Genomic DNA, 25,755 nt, shown 5'->3' with positions numbered 1-25,755 from the left:
GTCGCGCCAACACGTTGGGATCATCGAACACGGGCTTCACCAGGACCACCGGTCGGGGGTCAGGGTCGACGGGTTTTAGCCCGTTTGCCCGGGTCGTTTTTGGAGTTACAAAAGGGGCCGGTTTAGGAAGTTACAGCACAGTTTACGCTTGCCCAGTATAGGCCGTTGGTTTTGTCATTGGTTCGGTCGCTTGGTCCGGGCACGAGTCGACTTTGGGTGTAGAATGATCTGGTGGGATAACCTGGGGCGACGGTGTCCGCGCACCAACTGGTGTAGGTTGGTTCCCAGAGGCCGCGACTCATTTGTTTGTTGGTGGCGTTGTAGTAGCGTGTCACGCCGTCCTGGGTCATGGTGAAGTTTGCGTAGAGGCTCGCGTTCGTGCTTGCGGTGGGATTTGTGGGGCTCCAGACGGGTTCTTGGTCTGGGACGGAGTAGTACATTTTCCAGTCCTCTATGTTGGACCGGTATCGGATTGGGATCGTGGTGTTGAACTCGTTGGTGGTTCGGGAGTCGCGGGCGTCGAGTCCGATGAAGGTGGTGGCTTGGATGCTGAAATTTCGAATGAGGAGCTTCTGTTGTAGGGAGTCTGCTTCGACTCCTGCGACGCTTGGGAAGTAGATGATGATGATGAAGAGTGTGTCTGGTCCGAGTGGATTCATGGTTGCGTTTCGGGTCTTGAGTTCGTGGGTTTTGGTGTAGTTGTAGAAGCCGTCTGGTTTGAGGGTGGCGAGGCCGAATTCGCACACGACGCACTCGTTTTCGACGAGGTTTTCCGTCTGGACTGCGGCGATTTGTTCAAGGCCGAGTGGCAGGCCTATGGCGTCCACGCGTAGGAGGGTTTCTTTGCCGACTCCGCCTGATTCCGCAGCCGTTTGGAAGATGTTGAGGACCGACGCGGCGTAGTTGTAGGAGTAACGGGGGTCGACTCGGAGCTTGCCGCGAGAGACGTTTGCGGTTGCCTTCGTTGTCGTGGTGATGAGTGTTTCGTTTGCGACGGTGTCGTTGGTTGCCGTGTCGATTTGAATCGTGAGTGTGGTGTTGGGTGCTTGGAAGGCGACTTTCCATAGGGTTCCGTTCTGGTCTTGCTGATCCGGCATCGGATTCGCGCCCATGATTTGGAGCCAAGTGTTCGGTGGTTCTAGAATTGTTAGGTCGATTAGTGGTTCGTCGGTGGTTTGGATGGTGATGGTTTGGTTGTAGCGCATTCCGGGGTAGACGTTGTCGGGTGCGTTTTTTGTCACCGTGTAGGTCGGTTTTTCGGTTCCCGGGGCGTCGGTGATGGCCACGACCGTGTGTTTGTCGGAGTGACTGATATTGCTGTTGTCTGGGAGGGTTGCGTTGAGCGTGGCGTTGGTCGTGACGTTGGAGTTGTTTTGGGCGGTGGAGTTGAGTCTGACTTGAATTTCGATGGTTTTGTTCGTGTTGGCTTGGAGGGTGTCGAGTGTCCATGAGGGGCCGTTGCTGGTGTTGGCGGCGGGTTGTTCGGATGCGGACAGGAGCGCCAGAGAATTGGGCAGTTTTTCGAAGAGGGTGACATTCGTGAGGTTGTTGGGTCCGGGTTCGATTCGGATGGTGTAATTGTAACTGGTGCCGGGTGCCGTCGTGTCGGGCGCAATTTGGTAAATCCGTGGGTAATCGTTGGCGCCCGTGTTGTTGAGGACCGTGGCATTGTGGGGGTCTACTTGGGTGATGGCTAGTGGGCCGCTGATGTTTGCGACGGACAGATTTTGGAGGCCGAGCATGAGCGCTTCGGTGATCAGCGGGTTTGCCGTGCTCACGATGAGGGCGCCGGTGTTTTGTGCGAGGATTTCAGCGTCGAGGCGGTACTGGACGTATTCGTTCGCGGGCAGCGGCACGCTGTAAGCCATGAGTCCGAGGACTGGGGCTTGGTCTTTGGCGCTGACCAGTATGGCGTCTGTGGTTCGTTTCCAATCTTGGTCCGACGCGACCCGGGATGAAGCCACGGCTTCCGTGAGTATCTTTTGGATGATGGTGGCGTTGTTTGTGAAGTTCGGATGCTTCTTGACGGCCTCGAGAAGGGCATTGTCGAATTGTACTCGCTCAACGCCCCCAGGCATGACCAATGAGGTGTCGTCAATCGTGCGGCGAATTTCTTGGCAAGAAAAAAACGTTGTCGGTAGCATGGTGGCGGCGTTGAGCCCGGTGCACACCTGGGGCGCGGAGAGCACGGCAGACATGTCTTGCCCAGGAACCATTATGCCATCAGGAGTCACACTTCCGTTGAACCGCTTTCCCGTCAAGATTGATGCTGCCCGTTGCTGCAAAGAAAGATTCAGGCCCGCGTTGAACGCTGCCGTAATCTGATCAGTCGTTAGCAAGTCCAAGTGAAACAAGTAATCGGCAATCGTGTCGTTGTCCGCCCCATTCTTGATATCCTTGACGGCGTCCGTCACTCGGTCGATGGCGTTATCGGGTGTGCTCTGTAGCTCTTGCGCGCTCGTATCGAAATGGAACCAGTCGAGTCCGCTCACTCGGTCGGTGAATCTGTGTAAGATGGCTTGCGGTTCCGTCACGTCTTGCCTGGTGGAATTCGCTGGTTTTGCGAGGGTCAGGACGGACGTCAGCAATGTGGAATTCAGGTCCCGGAGCGCGGTTCTGATGTTGTCCTCGAGTTGTGTTTCGTTCGCTCCCGGATTCTGTCGCTTCGCCCCATCCAAGAGTCCGCCCACAGTGAAACCGACCGATTCGGGTTTCTCTCGCAGCGTCCGGTTGGCGCTGTGGATCCATGGCACGACGAGTTCCTGTCCGACGAGGGTCAGGGCGAGGGCGTTGCTGAGATTGCGCGCGGCACTTGTGAATCGCCTGTACGATTCGTTTTCGATGCAAGCACTCGCATTCCCCGTGCTGCAATGGGCGGACGCGTTTCCGGCGGCATTTCGGAATTGGTTGCAAGCCATTTCCGTGTCCTCATCAAGACCAGTGTGTGGCTCACCGATGACGCAAGCGGCGAGGCTCCTCAGAGCGCCTGCTTCCTCCGAAGCGTCTTCTGGTAGGAGGGGCGACCCGCAACCGGGGTATCGCAGGCTGGTGCCCGTGTCGGAGCCGAACTTTTGTACGAGTTTGCATGCGACGCCTATGAGATCTGGGGCGTCGATGACGAGACCGAATTGGTGGAACGGCCCGAACCAGTCCCCATAGACTTCGAACGCGGGGAAGTAGTCGCAGCGCGAATACAGACCGAAACATTGCCAAGGGTCCTCGAAACTCCGATCCCACAGTATCTCACCCGTGAAGGGTACGGGCGGCAAGGCGTCATTGTAATCAATAAGACTCAAGTCATCGATGTAAAACCCGGAGGCATTGCCCGTGATCAATTCCAATCCTATGAGGCGCACCGTGTAATAGGAGACGTTTGCGAGCGACCCATTCTCGAGCGTATAGTTGATAGTCCCATTTGGAGGCGTAATGTTGATGATCGCGCCGTTGGTCAAAGTGTCATTTACCCACGGTCCCGGGGTATCGGTAATCACGAATTGCGACCAATAATCCACCATCGTCGCATTCTCAAGCGACTGCCGCGGGAACCCGAGCGTGACGGGCAATCCAAGGTTTCCGGCATCTTGGTTGAAGCCATTGTCCAAGGTCCAATCGATGTAATCGGGAACCCACGGGGGCACTTGGGCGGGCGCAGGAGGCAATTCGACGCCATCCGGCCGGCTGACCAACGTGAGGTCCGCCGGATCGACCCAATACGTCCAATACTGTTCGATTCCGCTGCGGTTCACGGGAATCTCGCGGTCTAGCCACCAAAACGCCCGGAATTTCAAGGGAAGACGATCGTTCGTCGACGCATTGTAATCGCGAGTAATGTTAGTCTTGAATTGAAGCGTTCCATTGACTACCGGGGAACCGATAAACCTGAGTTCACTGTGGATTGATCCATTGACGTGAGCCGCGATGATGGCGCCGGGCGTTGAAGTGTTCACGTGGACAGAGTAGTTGCCGTTTTCGGCCGCGTACGTCGTGTTCGCGGCTAATTCTCGCGACCGGATCGCTTGCACGTACCCGTCATTTAATAGATACCACTGGCGCGGCATGGGGAAGATCCCGCGCATGCTCTCCGAATCGTACTCCCGAATGGCGCCAGGATCATCATCAACAGGCACAGAAGCCGTTTCACGTGGGTCAAGGGCCGTTGGATGCGGGATTAGCCCCGCCTGGAAATCCCGGACGAGCCTGTTCACGTCCCAATCCAAGTCCCCCATTGGGGCCTCCAATGCGCCTCCTCCTGGACCCACGACGGGGTACGTCGTGTTCAACTCGTTTGCAATCGCGTAACCGTACGGCATGTACAGGACGTAATTCCCCGGGAAGAGGTTTGGCATCGTGGCCAATCCGTTTTCGTCCGTGAGCCCGCCTTGATAATTGAGGCGCGACACCATGCTGGCAAGCAGCGTGGTCAGAAGCGGGTTCGTGACGTTCGTGAGATTGCCCGTGGCTTGGACATTGGACGAGTTTGCTTGAAGCGAAACGTCGTAGGCGCGTGCCTCGAGCCCTCGTTGGAATAATTCAAGTTGGTTGCGGAATGTTTGAGCGAAGTTTGAGAATAACGTGCTCGTGGATTCATTAACGGCGGCGGACACATTTCCAATGAGCTCGATGCGGCCAGTGATCGCGTCCAACTCTTGTTGGGCGAGGTCGGATTGATTCACGATCAATGGAATCTTGCTTTGGTTTACCGTGACGTTCGCGTTGAGCACGATGTTGTTGAAGATGCTCGGGTCTTGGTTCCTTAGAAGGACTTCGTTGAATGCGAGAGGACTCGTGTCCCGGTACGCCGCGTCCACCACGAGCGTCGGATTGTTCCAAAGGAAGGAGGGCAGGGGGATGGTGACGTTTCGCCGCAGGACTTCCTGACCCGTGAATGGGTTCCGTAGTTTCACGTCGTGGCTCGTCATCGTCGCTATGCCAACGTACAGGCCTGCGGGGCTTGCACTCGTGCGACTCGGTTCGGTAAGGAGGCTCGTGACGCCGCTGGTCCCATCGGTCCTCGTTATTGGAATCGCAAGCCGCGTGACCTTGTCGTCGACGAGTTGTTTTGCCCGATCCAAAAGCTCAATGGTCTTGTCGAGCACGATCGTGGAGTTTTGCAGTGCTGCTTCTTGGGGAACAAGGCCCATCGCCGTGAGGCTCGCGTTCACAGCGCCCCCCAGAGCCGTTTGGTTCCAACTTCCCGTCCACTGTTCAGTCGCGTTCAGGGCACCCCATGGAAGCGCCTTTAGGTCTCGCAGTTCGGACGTCCGATTCCGCAGGTAGCTAAGCGAGTCTCGAACATCGTACAGGCATCCCAATTGGCCGCCTTGGCTCTTCAAGAACTCCTGGTTACCGTTCGAAATAATCGCCTTGGAATTCGACGGGAGGGCCGCGATGTAGACGTTGGCCGCGGGCGCTTTGGACGTCCCGAGCAAAGTCGACGCTTCCCCATTCAACACGCCTAAGACCGCGTCCATCGCAGTGAACACGCCGTAGACCGGGACGAATTTTGTACAATTGAGCGAACCGGACACGATTTCCAAGTATGCGGGCCCGCTTCGCTCGGGCGCCAAATAGTACTCTTGAGGAAGCCATGGTTCAAGAACATCGCGAACCGTGGAGACGTTGTCAGCAGAGACATTTTGGAGACTTGACGGCGCATCGACGAGACTTACGTTCAACAGCCTATCGTAGGCACCGTAGAGGAAGTCATCGTTCAACAGATCCATGAAGTAATAGTGCGTCGCGTTCAACGTCACATTCTGCCCGTTCTCAGCGGAAACATTCGCCAGAGCCCAAAGACTTGACACGCGCTCATCCAACGGCGTCCCAGTGTAACCGGCTTCCTGAAGCAGCACCCTGTAACTATCCATAGTCGCGTTCAGCAAAGCGTCGAGATCGATTGGTTCAAACCGCGCGACGCCCTGGATTTCCCTGTTCACCACACCAAAATCTACTTGGAGGCTTGCGGGAAGCGCGGGCGTGTCGACCGCCACGTTGAGCAGGGTCGCCCCGACCCCCGCACGGATCATGGCCGAGGGCGGAAGGACCGCCCCAAGTATTTGGCGGGGCGTGCTGGCATTCACTTGACCCATGGAAAGGTTCAAAGCGCGACCCGCGGCCTCAATCACTTGGAGGTCCGTCTGATTCGTATGCGCGGCAGTGTAGTTGACGAGGTCCGCTGTGGATGAGGGGACGGTGAGAAACACGCTGGGGTCGAGAGCGCCAAAGCCTTGCTCCCAAAACGTTGCCGCCGCCCCCGATTCGCCCTGGACTGGAACTGCGAAACCGGCAAGGACAACGCGAGCAAGGTCCACATGATGGACTCCGCGAAGCGCAACCGCTTCCACGTAAGGGAGGGCATTCAACAAGCCGCCAAGGCCAGAGGACGTTGGGGAGGGTGCAATGAAGTCGGGCTTAGGAGTCATCCCCGGGGTCGGCCCAAGCCGCGACCATGGGGCTACGCCGTTGGACGCGTCTCCGACGCCGATGGTAATCACGCGGGGGCTTCCAGCGAGGCCACGGATAGTCATTAATTTGTCTTGGGGTTTCCAAGCGTGTGTCGCACTCGGGAGTGTTCCCGCCGTTGTGAGGATGATGACGCCGTACTCGTCAGCCGCCTGACTTACGGCATCCGCGAGACGCGGCGTAAGTGGAACGTCCTCGATTTCCACGCTGATGACGCCCAATTGTGATTGGAATGCCGTGATGATTGATGCGATTACGGAGGCTTGGCCGGCCTTGTCGATAGGGCGGCTGAGGGAATCGTGGTCGGGGATTTCGAGAATCAGTCGTATGTAACCGGTCCGGACCGCTTGGTCGTAGGCGGTGGGACTGTACCTTTCAAGCGTCTCATTGAGGGTCCGGGTGGTGTCGTGGTTCGTGCTGTTCGCGCTTGCCTGGAGCGGATCACCAACGATGACGTAACTCGCCTTGAGTTCTGGGCCTTCCCGGATTTCGACGGTCGTTAGAAGATTTGTCAGGAACGTGAGATTGATGTCGTTCAACGGCAGTAATTGGCAGGTAGCGTTGTTGTCGTCGGCGATTGTGAGTCGGGACAAGTTGCCAAAGTTTTGACCTGTTCCGTTGCTTTCGCCAGTCCAGAATTCTCGCGCGCACGCGTTGATGTTGAGGGCCTCCGCTTGGATGGGGAAGCCAACGTCGAACAGGCTGGTCCTTGCGGGCGCGGTCGACGTATTCACTAGCGTGAGCGAGTGGACGCGCGTCGCGTTGCCATTAAAGTTTGTCGTGAAGTTGCGATTGTCGTTGTCCCATGCGACTATGTTCCCGTAGCGGTCGCCGGCGTAGGCGACGGTCACTGGGTCTGTCGTGAAGAATGGTTTTTCGTCGCTTACGATGAAGCTGAGTGTGTCGTTCTTCAGATCGCCGTTGAGCTCCCGGTATTCGGACGTTACGTTGATGCGGACCGGTATGAAGGACAACAGTTCGGCTACGGCCACTCGTGTCCAACCGGCCGTCTTATCGTAAACTTCCATGCTGTCGAGTCTTAGGTTTGCCTTCGGGCCGTACCATTCCAGATTGGTCGCGCTATGGAGCTGACTCGAATTGAGGATTGTGAAATTGGGTTGGAGCGGCATGCCGGAATCGTTGAGGCGGATCGCAAGGTGTCGGCCTATGGCTTGCAGGGTCGCGTTGCTGCTCTCGCCGATGGCAGCTTGCCGAGCCTCGTCGCTCGTTGCAGAATAATAGTGGCCTATTCCCGTGGCGAGAGCGTCCAATTCTCCTTGGTGGTACAGGCTTGTCCAGTTGGTGGGCTGTGGGTCGGACAAAGAGGTGCAGGACTTGCTCCAATCCCAACCGCCGCTGAGGACTTCCACGGTCTGCGCGATGTGCAGAGGTTCGTTCGCGTGGCTGGTTAGAGGGTAGGTGGATTCGCTTGTGCACCAATAGTAACCTACGGCGTTTGGTTCCTTGAGCAGGGTTGGGTCTTGACAATCGTTTGCTTCGAGGTCGGGTTGTGCCAATGGGTCGCTTGATGGCACGAGTATGCAACGAAGGGTGGCGCTTCCCGCGTAGTGTGTGCGGAGCGCATCGGTCGTGGGTGGCAGGATTTCTGAAAGTGCATCGATGGGGGCAAGGCTTTCGGCGTCATGGGGTCTTGATTCGAATTTGAAGATGGTTGCATCGAGTCCGTGGATGCGATCGAAGGACGCGTGGGTCAAATCGGTTGGAAGCTTCATGCGCCATTTGCTCGCGTGTTGCGCATATTCACTGTCGGCCCACGTGATGTCGAGCCCAAAGTCGAAGACGCGGGGGATGGCCGTGCAGGGAGTCGGTGTTCCCGTGATGTAGAGTCGGCAGAGCACGAACGTGGTCCACGTTTGGTTGAGTTCGTCTCGGGTCGAGTGGTTTCCTTTGGATTGCCAGGTTTTCTTGATGCCTGTGTCGATGAAGCGAAGTTGAACGGTGCCGAGGAGCACATCATTTTCGACGGGGACGGTCCACGTATTGGCGGGCGCCGTGTCGCCCGGGTCGAAGAATTCGGAGCGGAGACACGAATCTGGTTGGCCTTGGCAAGTGTCGAGGCGCGTGATGTAGGCGGCGTAATCGCTCCCGGGTAGTGGGTTGAGTGCGGCGAGTACCGCATAATCGAGTAGGGTGTCGATGTACTGCGCCTGGCACGTGGCGCCCGTGTCAAGGACGCACTCCACCGGCGGCGGTGGTGGGGGAGGGCTCGGGCCTTGAGCCCGAGCCGACGAAGTGAAAAAGTCGAAGAAGGCGCGGACGGGGGCGATGGCGCACGCGAACCACTCACAATTCAATACCGTCACGTCGAGGCTTTGAAGCGCATAACCGGGCGGCGTCCCCTTCTTGAAAGTGTCGCGCGCCGCCTTCACGTCCTTAGTTTCAAGCACGGGCGCTGCCGCGTTCCTAATCAACGTGAGGTCTTGGGGGTTTCCGCCGAGCGTCATGGCGGCCCCGTTCGTCATGTTGATCATGTTGTCGCGGATGGTCCCGTTTTGGAGGCCGAGGCTCCAGATACCGTGAGTGCGGTTTCCCGTGATGGTGTTGTTGTGGATGGTGAGGTTCTTGGGCCAGACTGCTTGATTGAATCCCGGACCGATAAGGAGCCCCGTCGAGCCGCTGCCGGTGATGGTGTTGTGCGCAAGGGTGCCTTTCTTGGGTTTCAACATGATGATCGCGTGTTGGGCGCCTGTGAAGGTGTTGTTCTGGATCGTCGGGTTTTTCGCGTCTTGCGAAAAGATGTTCGCGAGCCCATTATTCGAGAACGTGCTGTTCTCGATTATCCAATTCGTGCCGGTCCCGTTCGCGAAAAGGACGCCGGTCCAAGCCGTATCGTGGATGTTCACGTTCGAGATACGAACACCCGAGCTCGCCCCGAGGGCGACGATGCCGCTCGAAGGGTCCGTGGTCCAGAGGAGGTCGTTGTAGTTTCGGATTTCGAGGCCGGTCACGGTTAGGCCGGTGACGCCGTCTGCGATGCGGATGCCGTGCCTTGTCCCGGTCAGAAGCGATCCGTCGAGGATTGCGCCGGGGTAGGCGTGGAGCGTGATTCCATTCTTGTTGATGAGGGTGGATTCTGCGTAGACGCCGGCACAAATCTTGAGGTGCGTATTCGCGGCCGAGGCGTCAAGTTTGGCTTGGATGCTCATTCCTGGGTGGATATCGCAATCGTCGCCAGGAAGATGCGCTTGGACGAATTCAGTGGGCAGACTGGAAGCGAGGAGCAGCAGGAGAACTAGGGTTGCGTTTACTCTCGCGATGAGCCTCCCTCTTTGTACCAAACGCCCGCTCCCTTCCTTCGGCAAGCCTTTGGCGCAAGATAACGGTTGTTCAGGAGAGTCTATTCCAGCAACCACACCCTTGCATGGCCGCAGACGTCGACCGGTACAAGGAGCGTTGATTTCGTCAAGGGCATGGCTTCAATCTATGTAATGCGCAGATGATTGCCGGAAAGAAGTGAAATAGCTGGTGAAGTCGCACTCCGCAACCCAGGGTTGCGCCCGCACATTGCTCGTGAACCGAGGCCTGGGCCCGCCGCGCGCCCGCGAAGGGCGTTGAGCCGCTGCCGCCATCATGCTTCGAGCCGAAGCGTCCCCCGCCAGGGGGCGAAGCTTGATGAGCGGCAAGGCGGCAACCGAAGCGGCGCGCGGCCGCAGAGGGCCTCCCTCTTCACGCGGTGCACTTCCTTGGGACCCAATGGTCCGTATTTATTTGTACGCCGACACGGGTAAGGGATGCTGCCTACAAAAAAATGCAGCGTATGTGCCGCAGCGACGATCTGTGATCAGTGCGGCCAACGGTTTGAAACCGGCTTGTGCATGCACGCGCGCAACCATTTCTGTTCGGAGAAGTGCCTGGACGATTGGCTGGAAGAGAATGTCTTTCTCTCACAATCGGTCTAGGGATAAAAATGGGAATGGAGCGCTGGGCTTGCGGCCAGCGCCCCCAGGCGTTGTCTACTTGTTGTCACGTACAACTGAAAACGGCTTCTTGGTGCCGTCGGGCAGGTGCTCAATGCCTTCGTGCACGTGCGTCGAGCCCGTGGCGTCGAATGGGTTCTTTGAAAAAATGTCCGTCTGCACGCCACGCCTTCCGCGGATGTCCCGGTTTGCCGACTCCCAATATTCGCCATCGTTGTCGACCATGTATCACCGGCGGGAAAGCAACAGGTCGGATGAAAAGGCTTTCCCCGATAGGAGCGGATCATTGTCGGGCCGTTGACGCTTACGACGGCAAAAAGTCAAGAATCAGCGTCTGGGCGCAAAACCTCGCACGCGTTGTCAACGTCGCGAATATGGTTTAGAAAGATAACGACCCTGTGGAGTCGGTCGGGAACGATTGGGCCTCGCGGCTCTTCTGCTACGTCCGGCGCGAGCGCTGACACCCGCGGGTGTCACGGACGAGCGAGCGGGCGGTCTTTAGACCCACCGAGCGAGGCGCAGCGGGAGGCATATTTCAACTTCACTCGTCCACGACTCGACGAGATCCCCTTGGTCCATGCGGCGCGAAGCGTGGAAAGTCCTTTATCCCGCATTACGCTTGCAGTCGCATAGCGGCTCTACGGGGTTGATGGGTTGGCGCGACGAATGCGGTGGGTGAGGAAGGTCGAGCGGGAGAGCATCTACCAGTTGTGGGTCAGTTTGACTGATTCCGAGCCCGTGATTTGGAGGAAAGTCCTAGTAGATAGTTCGTTCACGTTCGCGGACCTTCATGTGGTAATGCAGATTCTCATGGATTGGACTGATTCGCACTTGCACGAGTTCGTGGTGGGCAAGACCCATCTAGCGCACCCGGAGACGATCGCGGAGGATTTGACGGATTCCAATGCGGAGGATTCCAGCATGTTCGCGATTCGGGACATGGTGAAGCGGGCTGGGACGCGGTTCACCTACGTGTACGATTATGGGGACATGTGGGTCCACGATGTTGTCTTGGAGAAGATTCTGCCAGTGGATCCGGAGCAGATCTACCCTGTGTGTATCGGCGGCGGGAGGGCCGCTCCGCCCGAGGATTGTGGTGGGATCGGGGGCTACGAGAACCTCGTGAAAATCCTCGCGAACCCAAAACACGAAGAGCACAAGGAGATGCTCGATTGGGTCGGGGGCGCGTGGGATGCTGACCGCTTCGATCTGAAGGTCATCAACACGAGTCTTGCGCGCCTTGGCATGAGCGTTCGCGCGGTAAGGCGCGCCCCTTGAACACCATCGAGTGCGCCGTTGTCTCACTCGGGGCCGGGTCGTCCAGCGTATGGCAAATCGTGTTTTTTGATTTCCCAAACCTTGCCCTTCTCGACTAGCGGATCCATCTCGGCCGTCGTCCAGTAGCCCCATTCTTCCTCGTGGCCTTGGACCAGGCCAAAATACTCGCGGCCTGGGACGTCGCGGCCGTCGATAACGTATACGTCTTCGCCGTGGTCTTCGGTTGCGAACCAATACCATCCCGAGAATGATTCCCATCCTTTCAGGACGGGCTTGCCGTCTATGTAGAGCGCATCGTTGCGCCCCTCGAACTTTGCCATGAAAACACCTCCCTATTCTTGCGCCAATCCATTGGACTGGCGCGCTAGTTGACGCAAATGACGATAGATGGAACGTCGGCTCGGACATTTGAGATCGGCCGCCGTGATTGCGTTGCGAACTTCCATGAGACGCGGGCGAGTGCCACCCTGTGCCAACTGTGCCACCACGTCGTGCCAATCGCGTGCCACTTTGGCACTTGCACGCCCCAAAGACTCGTTTACGGCCTCAGGAACGCTTGGCGTTGATTCTGTGCCACTTGTGCCATTGGCACTGGCACTTGGCATGCGCGTCACGTGTTCGTCCGGCACCGCTTGGAGCGCGAAAAGGTCGTCCACGGTGCGTTTCAATTCCTTCGTCACCGAAAAGAACTGAACGACCGCTTCAGACGCGGCGTGGTGGTTATGCAGGGGCGGACGAAATGCGACGAACGTCGAGCCGTATTCGGGATAATGGAATGCGCCTTGGCCCTGCTGGAGCTTCGGGATCGTTTTCTGGAAGTCGGAGCCGAAGGTCTGGGCGGCGCGTTTCAGGTCTTCCCCGTAGTGCGTGTTCATCTGGATGACTGTGGCGCAGTTGTTCCTGATGGCCGGCGGTAGGTCTATGGCGTTCTGGGAGACGGCCATTAGTCCGACGCCTTTCGCCCGCGCAGTTCGCGCGAAGAGTTCGAGTGTTGGTTGAAGTTTCTTGTCCCGAAGATAGCGGTGCGCTTCTTCGAGAACGAGGAGCAGGCGCAGCTCCTTCGAGTCCGGCCAAGTCTTCATTTTCTCCAAGAGTTCGCCGAGAATCTGGTCGACCAGGCCGGCCTCTTGCTCGTCGGTCAGGTTCGGCGAGGAGAGTATCGTGAGGCTTCGCCGTTCCATGACTTTCTCGATTGTCGTGTCCCACGAGTCCCGCACTTCAAGCTCGAACGGCCGCGCCATCTCGGGCTTCATCGAGAAGCGTTCGTACTTTTTCAATGCGAACGTGGACGCGGGCACGAGAAAACCCGTCCACGAGCGAGTCGGGTCCATGACGAGGACGGGAATCTTGTTGAGAAGCGCGCCCTCGACGATCAGGGAAGCGGTCACGCTCTTGCCCGATCCGGAGCCGCCTATGACGGCCGTGTGACGAGGGCCCTGCTCATCCAAGTTGTAGAACATTGGATGCGTCGTTGGTCGCAAGCCATTTGACAAGGCGAGGCCCAGGTACGTCAACCGCGGACCCTTCGTGTGCGCGGGCGACGGAAATCTGTCGAGCGTGGGGATCTGCATCGGGGGCGGTGCTTGACCCAGAAGTCCTGATACCATCTTTGACAATGATGCGTTCGTGACGTCGCGGGGTTGGAGATGGAAGGCTGTTTCGATGGCGCGGTTTAACTCTTGGGCTACGTGGTTTTCATTGGCGTCGGATCCAGGAAGACTTGCTGCGAAGATGGACGAAAGGGCAAGACGAGGATCAGCGTCGCCCATTGTCACGCCTGACGCGTCCAGTTTTGCTCGAAGGCTCTCCGTCTCGGACAGCACTTGGTCAAAGGCGCGACCGATTGCCTGATTCTTCTTTCCTCGTGCAAGGATTGGGCCACTTCGGATAGTCAGGATGGCGGCGACCCCGATTCCTTCATCCAATGCCGTTGCCGCGTCATCGTCTCTAGCGCGGGCGGTCTTTCGCTCCGCCTCAATGTCTTTCACCAGGCCGGCGCGTTTCTTCTCTAGTTCTTGGATGCGGTTTCGTCGCGTGAAGTCTATTCGTTGCTTGAGGGTACTGTGCCGCTCTTTCGCCCGGTCTCGTAGTTCGTCGAGGCGGAACCTGTTGACGGTTTGGGCGTGGCTCGGAACGTAGTGGCTGGCGACGGCGAAGTGGGGTTCTTGGAGGTTCGAGACGATCTTTTGATTCAGGTCGAAGATCTCTTCGCGGCGGCGGTGAAAATGGTCCTTCGCTTCGTCTAGGTCCCTGACGCCCTTCCATTCATCGTATTCCCGTTTCTCCTTGGCCAAGTCCCGGTCTAGCTTCTTGAGCGCGTTCGCGAGCCAGTCGAAGTCCTGAGTCCGGGGCGGCGCAACCCGTTCGACCATCGGTATGGTGGCCTTGGTCGTGTGTATCTCAAGGTTAGTGTTGTGGCCCTGTAAGAGCGTTGAGAGTTGCGCGTAGTCGATGCCGTTTTTGGGATTCGAGGGCTTGAGGACGAATTTCTTGAATGCCTGGATGACCGAAGGTCCGTTTGCACTCAGGGCGGATATGACGACATCGTGTTCGGTTTCAAGGAAGAGGCTGACCTTGACGGGGTCTCGTCCGTAGTTGCCGAGATACGTGATTCGCAAAAGAGTTCACCTTCATGGTTTGCCCCCCGCATGCGAGCGCATGGGGACGCACGAATACTACAATTGGACCTTATCCAGGATTTTGGATGACCGGTCCTTCTTTTCCGTCCCGTCCGTTCGTCTAATTGTTTTCCTTTTTTTCTTTGTTCTCTTGGTTTCTTTCTGTCTTTCTCTTCTCACTCTTCTCTCTTCCTGCTCCTTTCTTCGTTCCCTTCCCTCGATCCATTCCCTTCGTTTGTTGTTTTCTTTTCCTTCGTTCTCCTGGCGCTGTTTGGGTTGTTCGCTTCGTTGTTTCCTCTCTGGTGTTCTGGTTTCGTGTCGGTTGTCTTCGCCGTCTCCCCGTTTTTCCCGCTCTGTCCGTTCTTCGCAAGTCTGTAGATCAGTGGTACGTTGCTGAAGGTTCTGATTCCGTATTTTCGCGCTGTCTCCAATGCTTGTGGTGAGTAGTTCGTGTTCGTCATGAAGAAGGCTCGTCCGAGGTAGAAGTTGTTGTCTGCGGTTGCCTTGGCGAGTTCCTGGTGGAAGCGTTCTATTTCGTATGGTCGTACTGGTCTTCCGTCTGCCCGGTATTTTGCCTCTACGAGGACGACTTGTGCGTTGAGGCTTGGGTCTCGTATCACGAGGTCGAATCTGGTTCCGTGCCATGGGTAGCGGATTCCAAGGATCCAGTAGCGTCTGTCGAGTAGGTAGGATGCGCAGCTCATGAGGTATGGTAGTTCGATGGTTTTTTGCCCGCGTGAGCGGAGGTAGTTTGGTTTCTTGTGGGAGATTCTGATCACCTTAGAGAGTTTCGATTTCGAATTCTGCGAGCGAGGGTACTTCTCGTTCGAGCACTTGATCGACCTGGCGCGCGACGCGCAGCGGAGGCCTCTTCCTAGTCCACTCTTCGTCGAGTCTTTTTAGGCTCTTCTCCGTCGCGCGTTTCGGCAAGAGTTGGTATCGGTTGTTGGGGTCGCTGTGCCAGTAGGTGACGTCCGTGTCGCGGATTGAGAGGTTCTTGGTTCCGTCGAGGTCGGCTTTGAAGTGGTACGGGTCAACGATCTTCGTGATGGTCGCGAGTTGGCCGTCGTGGGGTCGTAGCTTGGCCTGATACTCTCCGGCGAGCGCGACGACGAGTCCGGGATAGTATTTCGTGACCGGAATCTCGCGTTTGTCGCGCCAGATCGTGTATTGGCCTGTGAATTTGGGCGGCTTGCCGTAGAATTCGTTCGCGCTGTAGATGAGGCCTTGCGGCCTGGGGATGCGACCGTGCTGGACGTCATCGTGAAGGAGTTGGTGTTTGGTTCGGTAAACTCGTACTTCGCTGCCGTAGGCTCGGCATTCGGTTCCAAGTCGCCAGTATTCGCGTCCTATGACGGTCGTACGCAGCTTACGCGCAAGGAGTTGTGCGAGGCTCTTGTTGTAGTCATTCTTGTCGCCGAAATCCTCGTAGAGGGTCCATTCGCCCCGCTCGTGGGGGTTGTGGAATCCCTCAGGGCTGCCGATGTAGCGGTCCCTGAGTCCCTCGTATTGGGTGCCGTCGGTGATTGCCATATTGGACTTCTTTTCGAAGCCACCTCTTGAAATCGAACGAACATGGACGATGGACGGTGGCTACATTGGCGTTCTTAAGGTTCTCAAATCCAAGATTCGGGGCGATTGCCGTTTGCGGGGGAAGTTCTTCATGCATTATGGACAAGTTTCATCCTTCCGGGGAAAAGCTTTTTGCCGGTCGTGGACGAACATCGCATGGCATCGAGGCCGGACGCTGCGCGCAATGTTTTCACGGGTATCGCGGGTCGCCGGGGGCGCATTGGACTATTTATTGTTATGCTTCCAACCTGAGGCAATCTCCACGCGCACCAAGGGATGCACGGGAACTCGATTTGGAGGTTTCATAAGCGTTGGCGGTTTAACGCGGCCTACCGCCCCGGGCCCGGGGCACATGGAGGAATTTTCACGCCGTCGGTGAGTGCCATTTCCAAGGAAACAAAGCTAGAGGACTTCCATTACGTTGCGAATGGAAAGGATCCGGAATTTCGTGGGGCTATCGATGCACTTGCCTTCGGACTAGGACGGGACGGCGTTGACTCGCTTTCCAGTGCATGGCTGGTTGGTCAGAGCGCCGGAATTGCTCCCCCTCTTTCCGATTTTGTGGTTGCGTACAAGACGAAAGTGGTCTCTGAACGGATTTGGTTGCAAGCGGGAAGCAAGCCGTACGCAAGGCGCTCCCGCGCTCTGAGCCCTGATCCGCAGTACGACGCATTCGTTCGCCTTGGCGTCGCGCTGAGGAGATACTCGGCTGCGGACTTGGACCTTCTTGGGCGCTATTTGCTCAGTGAAACGTCCGTTCATGAGGCGGACCGTGGTCGCGCCAGGAGTGCGTTAGAAGATATACGGCGCTCGCTAGCCGCCTAGAGCGTCAGCGACGTCAAGATTTCGTCTTGGTAATCCTTCAGGGCTTCCCCCACGGCCAGGTGAAGCGCTTCGATGTTGCCCTCAATTTCCTTCGCGCTTGCCTCCTTGTGGGGTCCGTACATTCGGATTGGAACAACTATTCTCGTCAGTGTCTTGTATTGAGGCGCATAGTCCCTGAAGCGCCGCGTGTCTTTCGAGTTTACGTCGTAGATGACGTCGGAATTCAAAAACGTGCCAAGCTCAGGGACCTTGAGGCCGATCGGGCGAATATTCTTTTCCAGGTCGAGCTCGACAGTGATGCCGGTCTCCTCCCTAAATTTTCGCATAAGGGGTTCGAGAAGGCGGGTTATGTCTTTGATTTCGCTTTCGAAGCTCTTCGCTTCTTTCACAATTCGGAACGGAATGCCTACGCGATGGTCTGCAACGGTCTTGAGTGATTTTCGTCGCCATCGGAGCGTTTCCAACGCTTCAAGCGCTTCGTCCAGGCCCGCGTGACCTTTTGCCTTTTCCTTCAGGAATTCTGCGAAATTTGTTTCGTCAATCTCGAAAAATTGATCGTCGTCCTTGATGAAGTCTCTTAGTACGTCGTTTACTTTTCCAAGTCCTTTACCCGCCGTTATGTCGAACGCTCGGACGGTCTTATGAAGATAAACGTTGTTGTACATGAAGAACATCGCATTCAATGCATTTACCACGGCATCAAGAGATTCAGATACGTAACAGAGACGACCGTCGTTCACGACAAGTGAGTCCAAAATTCGGTCGACGTCGATGGTACCGTACTCTGGGGTCCCGGCATAGTACGCGTCGCGCAAAAGGTAATCCATTTTGTCGGCATCGAGAGGCCCGCTGATGATTTGGGATAGAAACTGGAGTTCGGTCGGAAGAGGGTACTTTCCGTGTTCGCCGCCTTCGATGATCGCGGCCACGACTTCAGCATCTTTTTGGTCAAGTAATGGCTTCCCGGTGTTTGGGTCTGCTGTCGTGAGGCGCTTCGTAATGATTTGAAGGCCTTTCTCTTCGTGGTCGAACCTTTTCGCCTTTCGTCCTTGTTTCGCTAGTTCTTCGTCGGACACCTTTTCCTTGGACGCGTATTCGAATAGGTGAGAGAAGGGACCGTGGCCGATGTCGTGTAGCAGGCCCGCGAGTCTTACGTATTGGACGATATATGCCGGGATGTCGTCGTCGGCGGCTGGCTTGATACCGAGTTTTTCGAGGCCTTCCTTGAGCGGCAGGTCGGTTTCGCATTTCCAATTGCGCCGTTTGGGGTTGTCGATGTAGGTCAGGGCGTGGGATTTCCTGTCGATTACGCTTTGGTACTGTTGATGGAGTATTCGGCATATGATTCGATGAGCGAGGTGCATCGCGCCGAGGCAATGGACCTTCCGTGGGTACTGGGCGCCGGGGTAAACGAGGTGTGCCGAGTGCATCTGCGAGATGTGGGCAAGGCGTTGAAAGTAGCGCGAGTCTACGATCCGACTTTCGATTGTCGTAAGTTTCACGTAGCGGTGGATTGGATCCCGGATTTCGCGGTCAAAAGTAGCCTCCTCGATTTTCATGGCCTGCGCCCGATTAAAATCGTGGCTCTCATATAGACGTTTGTCAAAGGGTTAAAGCCCCAGGGGTTTGGAGGGCGCCCACGCGGCGTCAGGCAGAGTCGAAGGGTCATCGTGTTTTGGGCTCCAATGACTCTTGGCCGCCTCAATCGGGCCTCCTCGTTGTTGTCTCCGTGCGGTGGTCATTGGTATTTAAATAGTGCCCTGGGCAAGGGTTGGTTCACGGCCGAGCTTGGCGCCATTTTTTCGTTGAGGCGCTTGGTTTTGAGTCTTGCAAGGGGGAGGGGATGGAGCATTGATAACGAAGCAGTGTGGGGAATGTCCAGAGATGGCGGTGTTGACCGACGTAGAGCCGACGCGGGACGGGAGCGGGTTGCGGGAGGTGTATGTCTGTGCCGACGGGCATCGAACGTACCGGCAACCAAGGAACAAGGCCAGAAAAGCGAGGCGAGCGTCATGACGGACCAGCCAGAGAATCGTGCGGAGTCGTTGGATCGCGTTTTGAGGCTCTTGGACGAGTGGGAGGGGAGAATCCGTGACCGTTCGTAGTCCGTGCCAAGGCGAGGACGATCGGTGCTACTTCCTGGTCCAATTCCATACGGGGTTGTTGAGGAAATTTGGTTCGCAGGTCTTGATGGATCGCGTGATCATGAAGAAGGCCTTGTGGCGGTATTTCTCGTGGTGGTGGCGCTACGATAAGGAGCATACTCGTCGAGTCTTGGGAATGCTGACCATTGCGTACCCGGGAGTCGTTTTCTCGTGTCGGGGTCTGAAAATCCCGAGCGGCCACCTCCAAGGCGAAACCGGCCCGCGCGTCAGTTACGAGGCGACGGCACGCGACCTACAAGAGGAGGACGAAAACGATGAGCCGCTGGATGATGAACCCTCGGTGGATCCAGACGGGCCGCTCGATTTCGATGGTCCCTTTGATCAGGCGGCCGCTGGTGGCGTTGATGGTGTCGGTGGATGAGCCGATAGCGGGACCCGGCCTTCCACCGTTTCTTGGCCACTGAATTTGTCGATCAGGCCGGGGTCTTCGAGGATGCGTGCCAGGAGCGGCAGCTTGGCTTGCAGTCTCGCCATGAGGTTCTCTTCGCGCAACCTCTCGGCTTCGTCGAGTGGTAGCGTGCATTTGGTGCAGTAGCGGCTCGTGGGACTATTCGGGGTTCCGCAGCGTTGGCACGTTCGCGTTTTCAGTGGGTCGGGTTTTGGTTGGTCTTCCCCTTTGAGGAGGCCAGCTTTTTCGAGTAGTTTGCGGTCAACATCGTCTCCGCCGAGGTGGACGTAGACCTTGGCCATCTGGCTGCCGCCGGCCCAGCCAGCGAATACCTTCAGTTCCGCTTCGCTCAATTGTTTTGCGAGTTCAGTCAGGCGTGAGTGGCGGAAGAGGTGCGGATGCACATGCTTGTTGATCCCGGCGAGTTTGCAGGCGTTATAAACGATTCGCCACACGCCCGTGTAGAGGAGCGCTTGGTACCTGTTTTGGGCGCCCCAGGAGACGAAGAGTGGGCCCTCCGGATCCTCCTTGGAGGGGTGTGTTTCTAGCCATGCTTGTAGGTCTGGAACGGAGTTGATGAGTCGGACTTTGCGTTCGCCGGTCTTGCCGCTCAGGGTGATGCGTGCGCCGTATTGGTCGAAGGTCACGTCCCCGATCCGGGCTGCGATGAGTTCCGACGCTCGCGCTGCCGTCTCGTAGAGGATAAGCACGAGTGCTCTGTCCCGTAGGTGTGTCGTTGCGGCGGCGATTCTCTTCACCTCGTCGAGCGTCAAGAGATCCTTCGGCAATTTCGAAGACTTGAATGGGTTTCTCAATTTGATCCATGAGACGAGTTTCGGGTGGCGGTCTTCCTCGGGGGCGAGGAGGTCTTTGTAGAAGCTCTTCAGGAACCGTTTCACGTTCTCTTGCGTGTTCACCGCGCTCGTGGGCGTCACTTGGGCGAGGAACGTTTCGATGTCTTCGCGGGTCGCGTCTTCGAAGGGTTTCTTGAGGAAGCGGGCGAATTGTCGCGCCATCTTCGCCTTAAGTTCGCGCGTTCGTTGCGCGAGACCGTTTGTCGCCCACCGCCGATCCAGGCGCGTGAGCGTCTCGTATTGCTCCTTTGAAAAGTGCTGGGGCGCGAGTTCTCTTTCGAGGTCTCGCTGTCGCTGTTCTTCCAACCAGGGTGCATCCATAAACTACCTATTCCTCCGGACACCCCTTAAACCCGAACGCGCAAGCCTTGCCCCGCCAGCCCCTGTCTATTTAAAGACAACGAGCGGCGCAAGGTCAGCATTAATTTGGATGTCCTATCTTGTTGGTGGGCCCAAGAATATAAAGCCATCTTTACAATCAATGTTTCACGGATTGAGTTTTTAGGGGATTACAACGACTGAAACTACGGGTGGTGGGCTGATGGCAAAAATTGGAACCAGGTTCAAGGCGGCTGGAGCCACGGCCGAGGACGTCGTCGAAGTGGACATCAGTTACGACATTATCCGCCACGTCTCTGCACAACTCTACTCCAACCCTCGCAAGGCGATCGAGGAGTTGATTTGCAACAGCTACGACGCGGGCGCGACCACGTGCCACGTATCTCTTCCTGCGGACAGCAAGGGCGCTCTTGCGGTGCTCGACGACGGCAAATCGATGGACCTCAAGGGCCTCAAGAATCTTTGGCGAGTCGCGGATAGTCCGAAGGTCAAGAAGGGCGGCCAGGCACGAATCGACAACAACCGTATGCAGATTGGGAAGTTCGGCGTCGGCAAGCTCGCCGCCTTTGCGTTAGGCGCCAGGTTAACGCATGTCGCGTGCGTCGGCGGCAACGTACGGGTCGTCTCCGTCGGACAAGACGAGATCAAAGAAAAGAAGGGCGGAAAAGCCCCGACATTTACAGTCTTTCGGACGACGATCAATGAAGCGAAGCCGCTCCTTGAACCATACTTGAAGGAGTTGCCAAAGCCCTGGGAAGAAGGTTGGCCGAACTGGACGCTAGCGCTCGTTGAGGAGATTGACGAGGACCATCTGGGACGCGCGCTAAAGATCGGAATCCTCCGACGCATGATTGCGACCGCCTTGCCGATCTCGGCCAGATTCAAGGTCCTTCTCGAGAAGCAAGAGGTCCCGCGGAGAGACATCGCGGCAGACGAAATTGAAGTCAAGGTCGACATGATCGATCTGGGCTTTCGCAAGAAGCTGAAGGAGGCCCTTCAGGCTTACTGGGCCGAGGCTCTGGGAGAGGCAAAGCCCGAGGATGTGCCTGAGAAGTATTTCGACTTAAGAACTGAAGGCGTCCCAAACCCACAGAACGTGCAGCAAAATGTCAAGGGGCTCGTGATCCCTGAACTTGGGCCTGTCATAGGAAACGCGGTGCTCACGAAGAATTCTTTGACCACGGACAAACTGATTGAGAGGGGTTACACCAACAACGGATTTGCCATTTACGCCAACGGGAAGCTAATCAACCCCGAAGATGAGTTGTTCGGAGTTACCCAGCGCAGCCACGCGTACTGGTCCAAATTCTTGGCTCGTGTGGAGATACCAGGACTCGACGGGGTTCTCCTCGTTCAGCGTAACGCCGTTTCGGAGAACACCCACGAGGCGCAGATAGCAAGGACCGTGATGCGGACTCTCTTTAACTATACTCGAGGCAAGGCCCAAGAAATCGAGAAGGCGGAGGAGTACGAACCGCAGGCCTTCGGCCGCAGAGTGAAGACGTTTTCGCCGATTCTGGGCCAGATGGCGCTGGCCGGATTGACGCGCGGCGACACTGCTGCAAAAGGGCTCGAGTCGCTGGAAATCGAGTTTTCGACGCTTGGAGAGTCGGGACCGGCGGCCAGATACGATCCGCAGGCCACGAAAATCCTCGTCAACGAGGACCACCCGCTGATTACGGCGCTGGATGAACTGGGGCCGAATTCGAAACAGCTTCGGCAGGTAATCGGAGAAGTGCTGGCGGGGACGCAGATGGCCACCGGTTACCTGCGTTCCGAGGGTGTCGACGAGCCGATCGTGGAGCGCACCGCCGAAATCATCGACGTGGCCGTCCGCAGCGCCGCTGGCTTCGTCATCGACGAAGTGGAAGAGCACATCAAAGCTATCGAAGAGGCCTCGTATGCGGGTGATACGCCATTCGAGAAGGCGATTATCAGCGCTTTCCAGAGCTTACGGCTCGTTGCGCAGCACCTAGGAGAATCAGACCAACCGGACGGTATCATCGAGATCCCTAAGCCAGGGGCGCCAAATCTGAAAATCTCAGTGGAGGCGAAAGGCAGCAAGGGCGTCATCACACATAAGGGTCTCGCGGAAGCGGAGGTTACTCGCCACAGCGAAGAGAACGGATGCACGAACGCGATTGCGATTGCCCGCGAATTCGCCAAGGATGGGCTCGGAGGAAAGGACGCGGCGCTGTTGCGCGAAACGAAAGGAAAGGTTCCGCTCATCACGGTTGCGGGCGTAGCCAAGTTGCTTCGGCTGCACAAGCGGCGTCCATTCACCTATGACAAGATTGAGAAAATCCTCACAACTTGGACCTATCCGGATGATTTGGAGGCCTTCATTGAAGAAACGTGGCGCGAGATGCCGGACCTAGGCGTCATGAAACTGGTTCTTCAGGTCGCGCACGAACAGATGACAAAGGACGACACGAATGTTCCTGAGCCCGGAATGATTCTGGCCGACGAAAGGATCCGCAAGCGGAAGCTCAGGCGGCCGGAACTAATCCACATCCTGGAGACCATACAAATCACGACTGGGATGATCTACATCAAGAATCCCCAAACTTACGAATTCGAGCTGAAAGCCCCGCCGGAGACAATCCTCGATGCGCTAAAACGTGACCCGACTGGGGAAGGCGTCACGGTCGCCCCGCCTCCGCCGAAGGGCGCCATACAGGGCAAATTACCGAAAGGTTGACGTCAAGGACGCCACTCATGGGTAGTCACATGGTACCAGACATAAACTTGCTTGAATGGGAGGGAGGTCACGGACATAGGTTCACCCACGACCTTTTTCGCTTCCCGGGCAAGTTTCACCCACCCCTTGTGGAGCACGTTCTTCGGTCCGCAGATCCTAAGGCCGTCATCGACCCCATGGCTGGCGTCGGGACAGTGGCCGTCGAGGCCAAAGCCGCCGGAATCCCGTCCCTCTCAATAGACATTGATCCCGTGAGCGTGTTCTTCGCTCGCGTAAAGACCACTCCAATTTCTGAAGAGACGCTGGCCGCAGCTTGGAAGGACCTGTCGGACGCCCTCCAGAGATTCCGACGCAACCAGGATGAGATTGAGATCCGGAAGTTCCGAGACATTCGGCACGACGTTATGCGAAAGAGCCTTGCCCAGGTGAAGGCGCGGGACCTAGAGCGTCTGACCTACTGGTTTCGCCGCTACGCCCTCGTCGACTACGCGCGGATTGACCATTCTATCTTCAACGGCGGCCTGCCCCAGCGAGGAAGCGACGTTAGGAGATTCTTCTGGGCCTGCCTCCTGAGCTCGATTCGCCGCATCAGTCTGGCTGACCCTCAACCGGTAAGCGGGCTCGAAATCACGAAGCACATGAAGGAGAAGATTCGGGAAGGATACGAGATTGATGTGTTCAGCGAGTTCGAGCGCCGGGCAACGTTGGGCCTCCAAAGGATGGGCGAGTTCACTCAGTATCTTCAAGAGAACAAGACGCGCCTAACGCCTTCTACCATATCACAATCAGATTCCGCCGGCCTAGGCACGTCAAAGCGAGCCGCAAAGCTGGAGGCAGACCTCATCCTTTTCTCTCCACCGTACTGCAATGCAATCGAGTACTGGCGGCGACACCGTCTCGAGTACTTCGTCGGCCGCTTTTTGGACGAGGAACAAGTAGTCGTACTAAAAAGGAAGTTTGTCGGACGGACCATAGTCGGAGAGACCGTCCAGGTTCCGCCAGCACTCGGATTCCGTCCACTTGACGGACTAATCGAAGGCCTGATCGACGAACAGCGCTCCCACAAAGCGCGCGTTCTGTGGCAATACTTCAATGATATGAGTTCGCGGCTGAAGATCTTTTTCGACTACCTTCCTTCCGGCGGCCATTGCGTCATAATAGTCGGCAACAGTACGACGGGAGGCCGTACCGTTCCAACCGCGAAGACCTTGACCTGGTTGGGGGAGGAGGTCGGGTTCGAGCATGTTAAGACCGCCCGGTACGACATCAAGAACCGGGTAATGCAGTATCCGACGAAGCACAACGCTAAGATTGAGAAGGAATCCATCATAGTTTTGCAGAAGTCTTGATGTAGCCTCGATCATCCGGTGGGAGGCAAGACTGATAATGTGGGACCACGCTTCGGCTCCGGCTTTGATTCCCTTGTTAACGGTCTTTGCTGAGAATCGACGGCCCGTGAAGCAGCGGGGCGCTTGTCGTCAAGCTGCCTACCCAGGCGGTAGGTTAGTGCGTCGATGGAACCAATTCTCATTTTGCGCTGAAAACGTAAGAAAATCCAGAGTCCGATTGTAGTACGTCGAGAAAAGAGGATCGTCATCGAGTCTTCGCAACAGGTCGCCCACGTTCTCCTTTCGTGAATCTCGCCACCGGCGAGGCCAATCAACGACAAGCCCGGGCACAGCTGCTTCTTTTCCGGGTTTCACATGGCTTTTGTAGGCCGTAAGGCCATCAAGGTAGAGGCCGCGATTATAGGGTGTCTTAGCGATCGATGGCCCAAAGGAAATGCCAATCCATTCCTGGGCTTTCTCGGTTTCAGCCGCCTCAATGAGCGGCTCACCGAGATACAGGCGCTCCTCGTTATCCATCTCTGCCAGTCCAATCGTAATCGCACCGCGTAGGGCTAGGCCAATCTCTAAGGCCGAACAGACTGCTTCGGCACAAAGCTCCGTAAGGCAGGATAACGAAATAGGGTTCCAAGGTACCCAAAAAAGGATGGTGTCACTAAATTGCGTGTGTTGAGGATGAAACCAACCGATTGCGGGGTTGAATGACCCCTTGCCATTTGGAACGGGCTTGATGACTAGACCGCCTTCAGCTTGCTCATCCGTCAGGGCAATAAGCCGTTTGTAGAGATGAGCCATTCTTGTGGGTCCGTGCCGGCGAAAGGAGTTCCCAAAGCCAAGAATGTCCATCATGGCAATGGCCAGAGGTTTTGCTTCGTCCGTATTGGACTCCATCACTTAGAGAGAACAGGTCGCGACATGAAATAGATTCGTTTCAAGGAAGGCGATTTTCGCTACGAAAAGGAGGGTGATCATGGGCACGGCCCACCCAGTTCTACTCATTACACGACCAATGTTGTGGACAGCCTTTCGTTCTCCTTTTGAAGGCTTCCTCTGGTGGTGCGCACCAATTTCTTAAAGGAAGAAACGAGGGAGTGATACGTGGCACTGGTGTCGGAACTGCTCAAGCTGCCCAATCTCCGACTACGATGAGCGATACGATAAGCCAACGTCCGGAGAATTGTGCAATGAGTGCAAGGCGAAGCAAGATAGCGGTACCTGTCAAAGCTAGGCAGCGCGATTCCGCTCGCGACCAAGCCGCCGCGGAATAGG

General features: G+C 56.7%; 13 protein-coding genes. 4 read left to right on the top strand and 9 right to left on the bottom strand.

The window, feature by feature from the left end; all coding sequences use genetic code 11:
* Window positions 1-122: 122 nt before the first annotated feature.
* The gene (locus tag HY556_02145) at window positions 123-9,761 is read right to left on the bottom strand and encodes a right-handed parallel beta-helix repeat-containing protein (GenBank protein MBI4392585.1); all 9,639 of its coding nucleotides are present in this window, start codon (window positions 9,759-9,761) and stop codon (window positions 123-125) included.
* Window positions 9,762-10,436: 675 nt separating this feature from the next.
* Window positions 10,437-10,625 (bottom strand): hypothetical protein, encoded by a 189-nt coding sequence (locus HY556_02140; GenBank protein ID MBI4392584.1) that lies wholly within the window; start codon window positions 10,623-10,625, stop codon window positions 10,437-10,439.
* 450 nt (window positions 10,626-11,075) lie between these two features.
* On the opposite strand from HY556_02140, the gene HY556_02135 reads away from it, so the two are divergent.
* A complete protein-coding gene (locus HY556_02135; protein MBI4392583.1) occupies window positions 11,076-11,678 on the top strand; it encodes a plasmid pRiA4b ORF-3 family protein in 603 nt (200 codons plus the stop codon).
* 23 nt (window positions 11,679-11,701) lie between these two features.
* Here the strand turns inward: HY556_02135 and HY556_02130 are convergent, their stop codons facing one another.
* The 5 genes from HY556_02130 to HY556_02110 form a co-directional block, all read right to left on the bottom strand.
* Complete coding sequence (locus HY556_02130) at window positions 11,702-11,998, bottom strand: hypothetical protein (GenBank protein ID MBI4392582.1); 297 nt, start codon at window positions 11,996-11,998, stop codon at window positions 11,702-11,704.
* Between the two features lie 12 nt (window positions 11,999-12,010).
* A complete protein-coding gene (locus tag HY556_02125) occupies window positions 12,011-14,296 on the bottom strand; it encodes a DUF87 domain-containing protein (protein MBI4392581.1) in 2,286 nt (761 codons plus the stop codon).
* A gap of 176 nt (window positions 14,297-14,472) precedes the next feature.
* Entirely contained in the window at window positions 14,473-15,075 is a 603-nt protein-coding gene (locus HY556_02120; protein MBI4392580.1) for a hypothetical protein, read from the bottom strand.
* A 1-nt stretch (window position 15,076) separates the two neighbouring features.
* On the bottom strand, window positions 15,077-15,829 hold the full coding sequence (locus HY556_02115; protein ID MBI4392579.1) for a hypothetical protein: 753 nt from the start codon (window positions 15,827-15,829) through the stop codon (window positions 15,077-15,079).
* An 860-nt stretch (window positions 15,830-16,689) separates the two neighbouring features.
* On the bottom strand, window positions 16,690-18,252 hold the full coding sequence (locus HY556_02110) for an HD domain-containing protein (protein ID MBI4392578.1): 1,563 nt from the start codon (window positions 18,250-18,252) through the stop codon (window positions 16,690-16,692).
* Between the two features lie 631 nt (window positions 18,253-18,883).
* On the opposite strand from HY556_02110, the gene HY556_02105 reads away from it, so the two are divergent.
* Window positions 18,884-19,219: a hypothetical protein gene (locus HY556_02105; GenBank protein MBI4392577.1), complete on the top strand. Its 336-nt coding sequence runs from the start codon at window positions 18,884-18,886 to the stop codon at window positions 19,217-19,219.
* Here the strand turns inward: HY556_02105 and HY556_02100 are convergent.
* Window positions 19,180-20,421: a tyrosine-type recombinase/integrase gene (locus HY556_02100; GenBank protein ID MBI4392576.1), complete on the bottom strand. Its 1,242-nt coding sequence runs from the start codon at window positions 20,419-20,421 to the stop codon at window positions 19,180-19,182. The genes HY556_02105 and HY556_02100 overlap by 40 nt on opposite strands.
* A 280-nt stretch (window positions 20,422-20,701) precedes the next feature.
* On the opposite strand from HY556_02100, the gene HY556_02095 reads away from it, so the two are divergent.
* A complete protein-coding gene (locus tag HY556_02095; protein ID MBI4392575.1) occupies window positions 20,702-23,140 on the top strand; it encodes an ATP-binding protein in 2,439 nt (812 codons plus the stop codon).
* Window positions 23,141-23,169: 29 nt separating this feature from the next.
* Window positions 23,170-24,489, top strand: coding sequence for a hypothetical protein (locus HY556_02090; GenBank protein MBI4392574.1), 1,320 nt, complete (start codon window positions 23,170-23,172; stop codon window positions 24,487-24,489).
* 138 nt (window positions 24,490-24,627) lie between these two features.
* On the opposite strand, the gene HY556_02085 is transcribed toward HY556_02090, so the two are convergent.
* Entirely contained in the window at window positions 24,628-25,377 is a 750-nt protein-coding gene (locus tag HY556_02085; GenBank protein MBI4392573.1) for a hypothetical protein, read from the bottom strand.
* Window positions 25,378-25,755 lie beyond the last annotated feature (378 nt).

This window comes from Euryarchaeota archaeon (genome assembly GCA_016207515.1).
Classification (GTDB): domain Archaea; phylum Thermoplasmatota; class SW-10-69-26; order JACQPN01; family JACQPN01; genus JACQPN01.
This window is presented reverse-complemented; position numbering and strand designations above follow the sequence as displayed.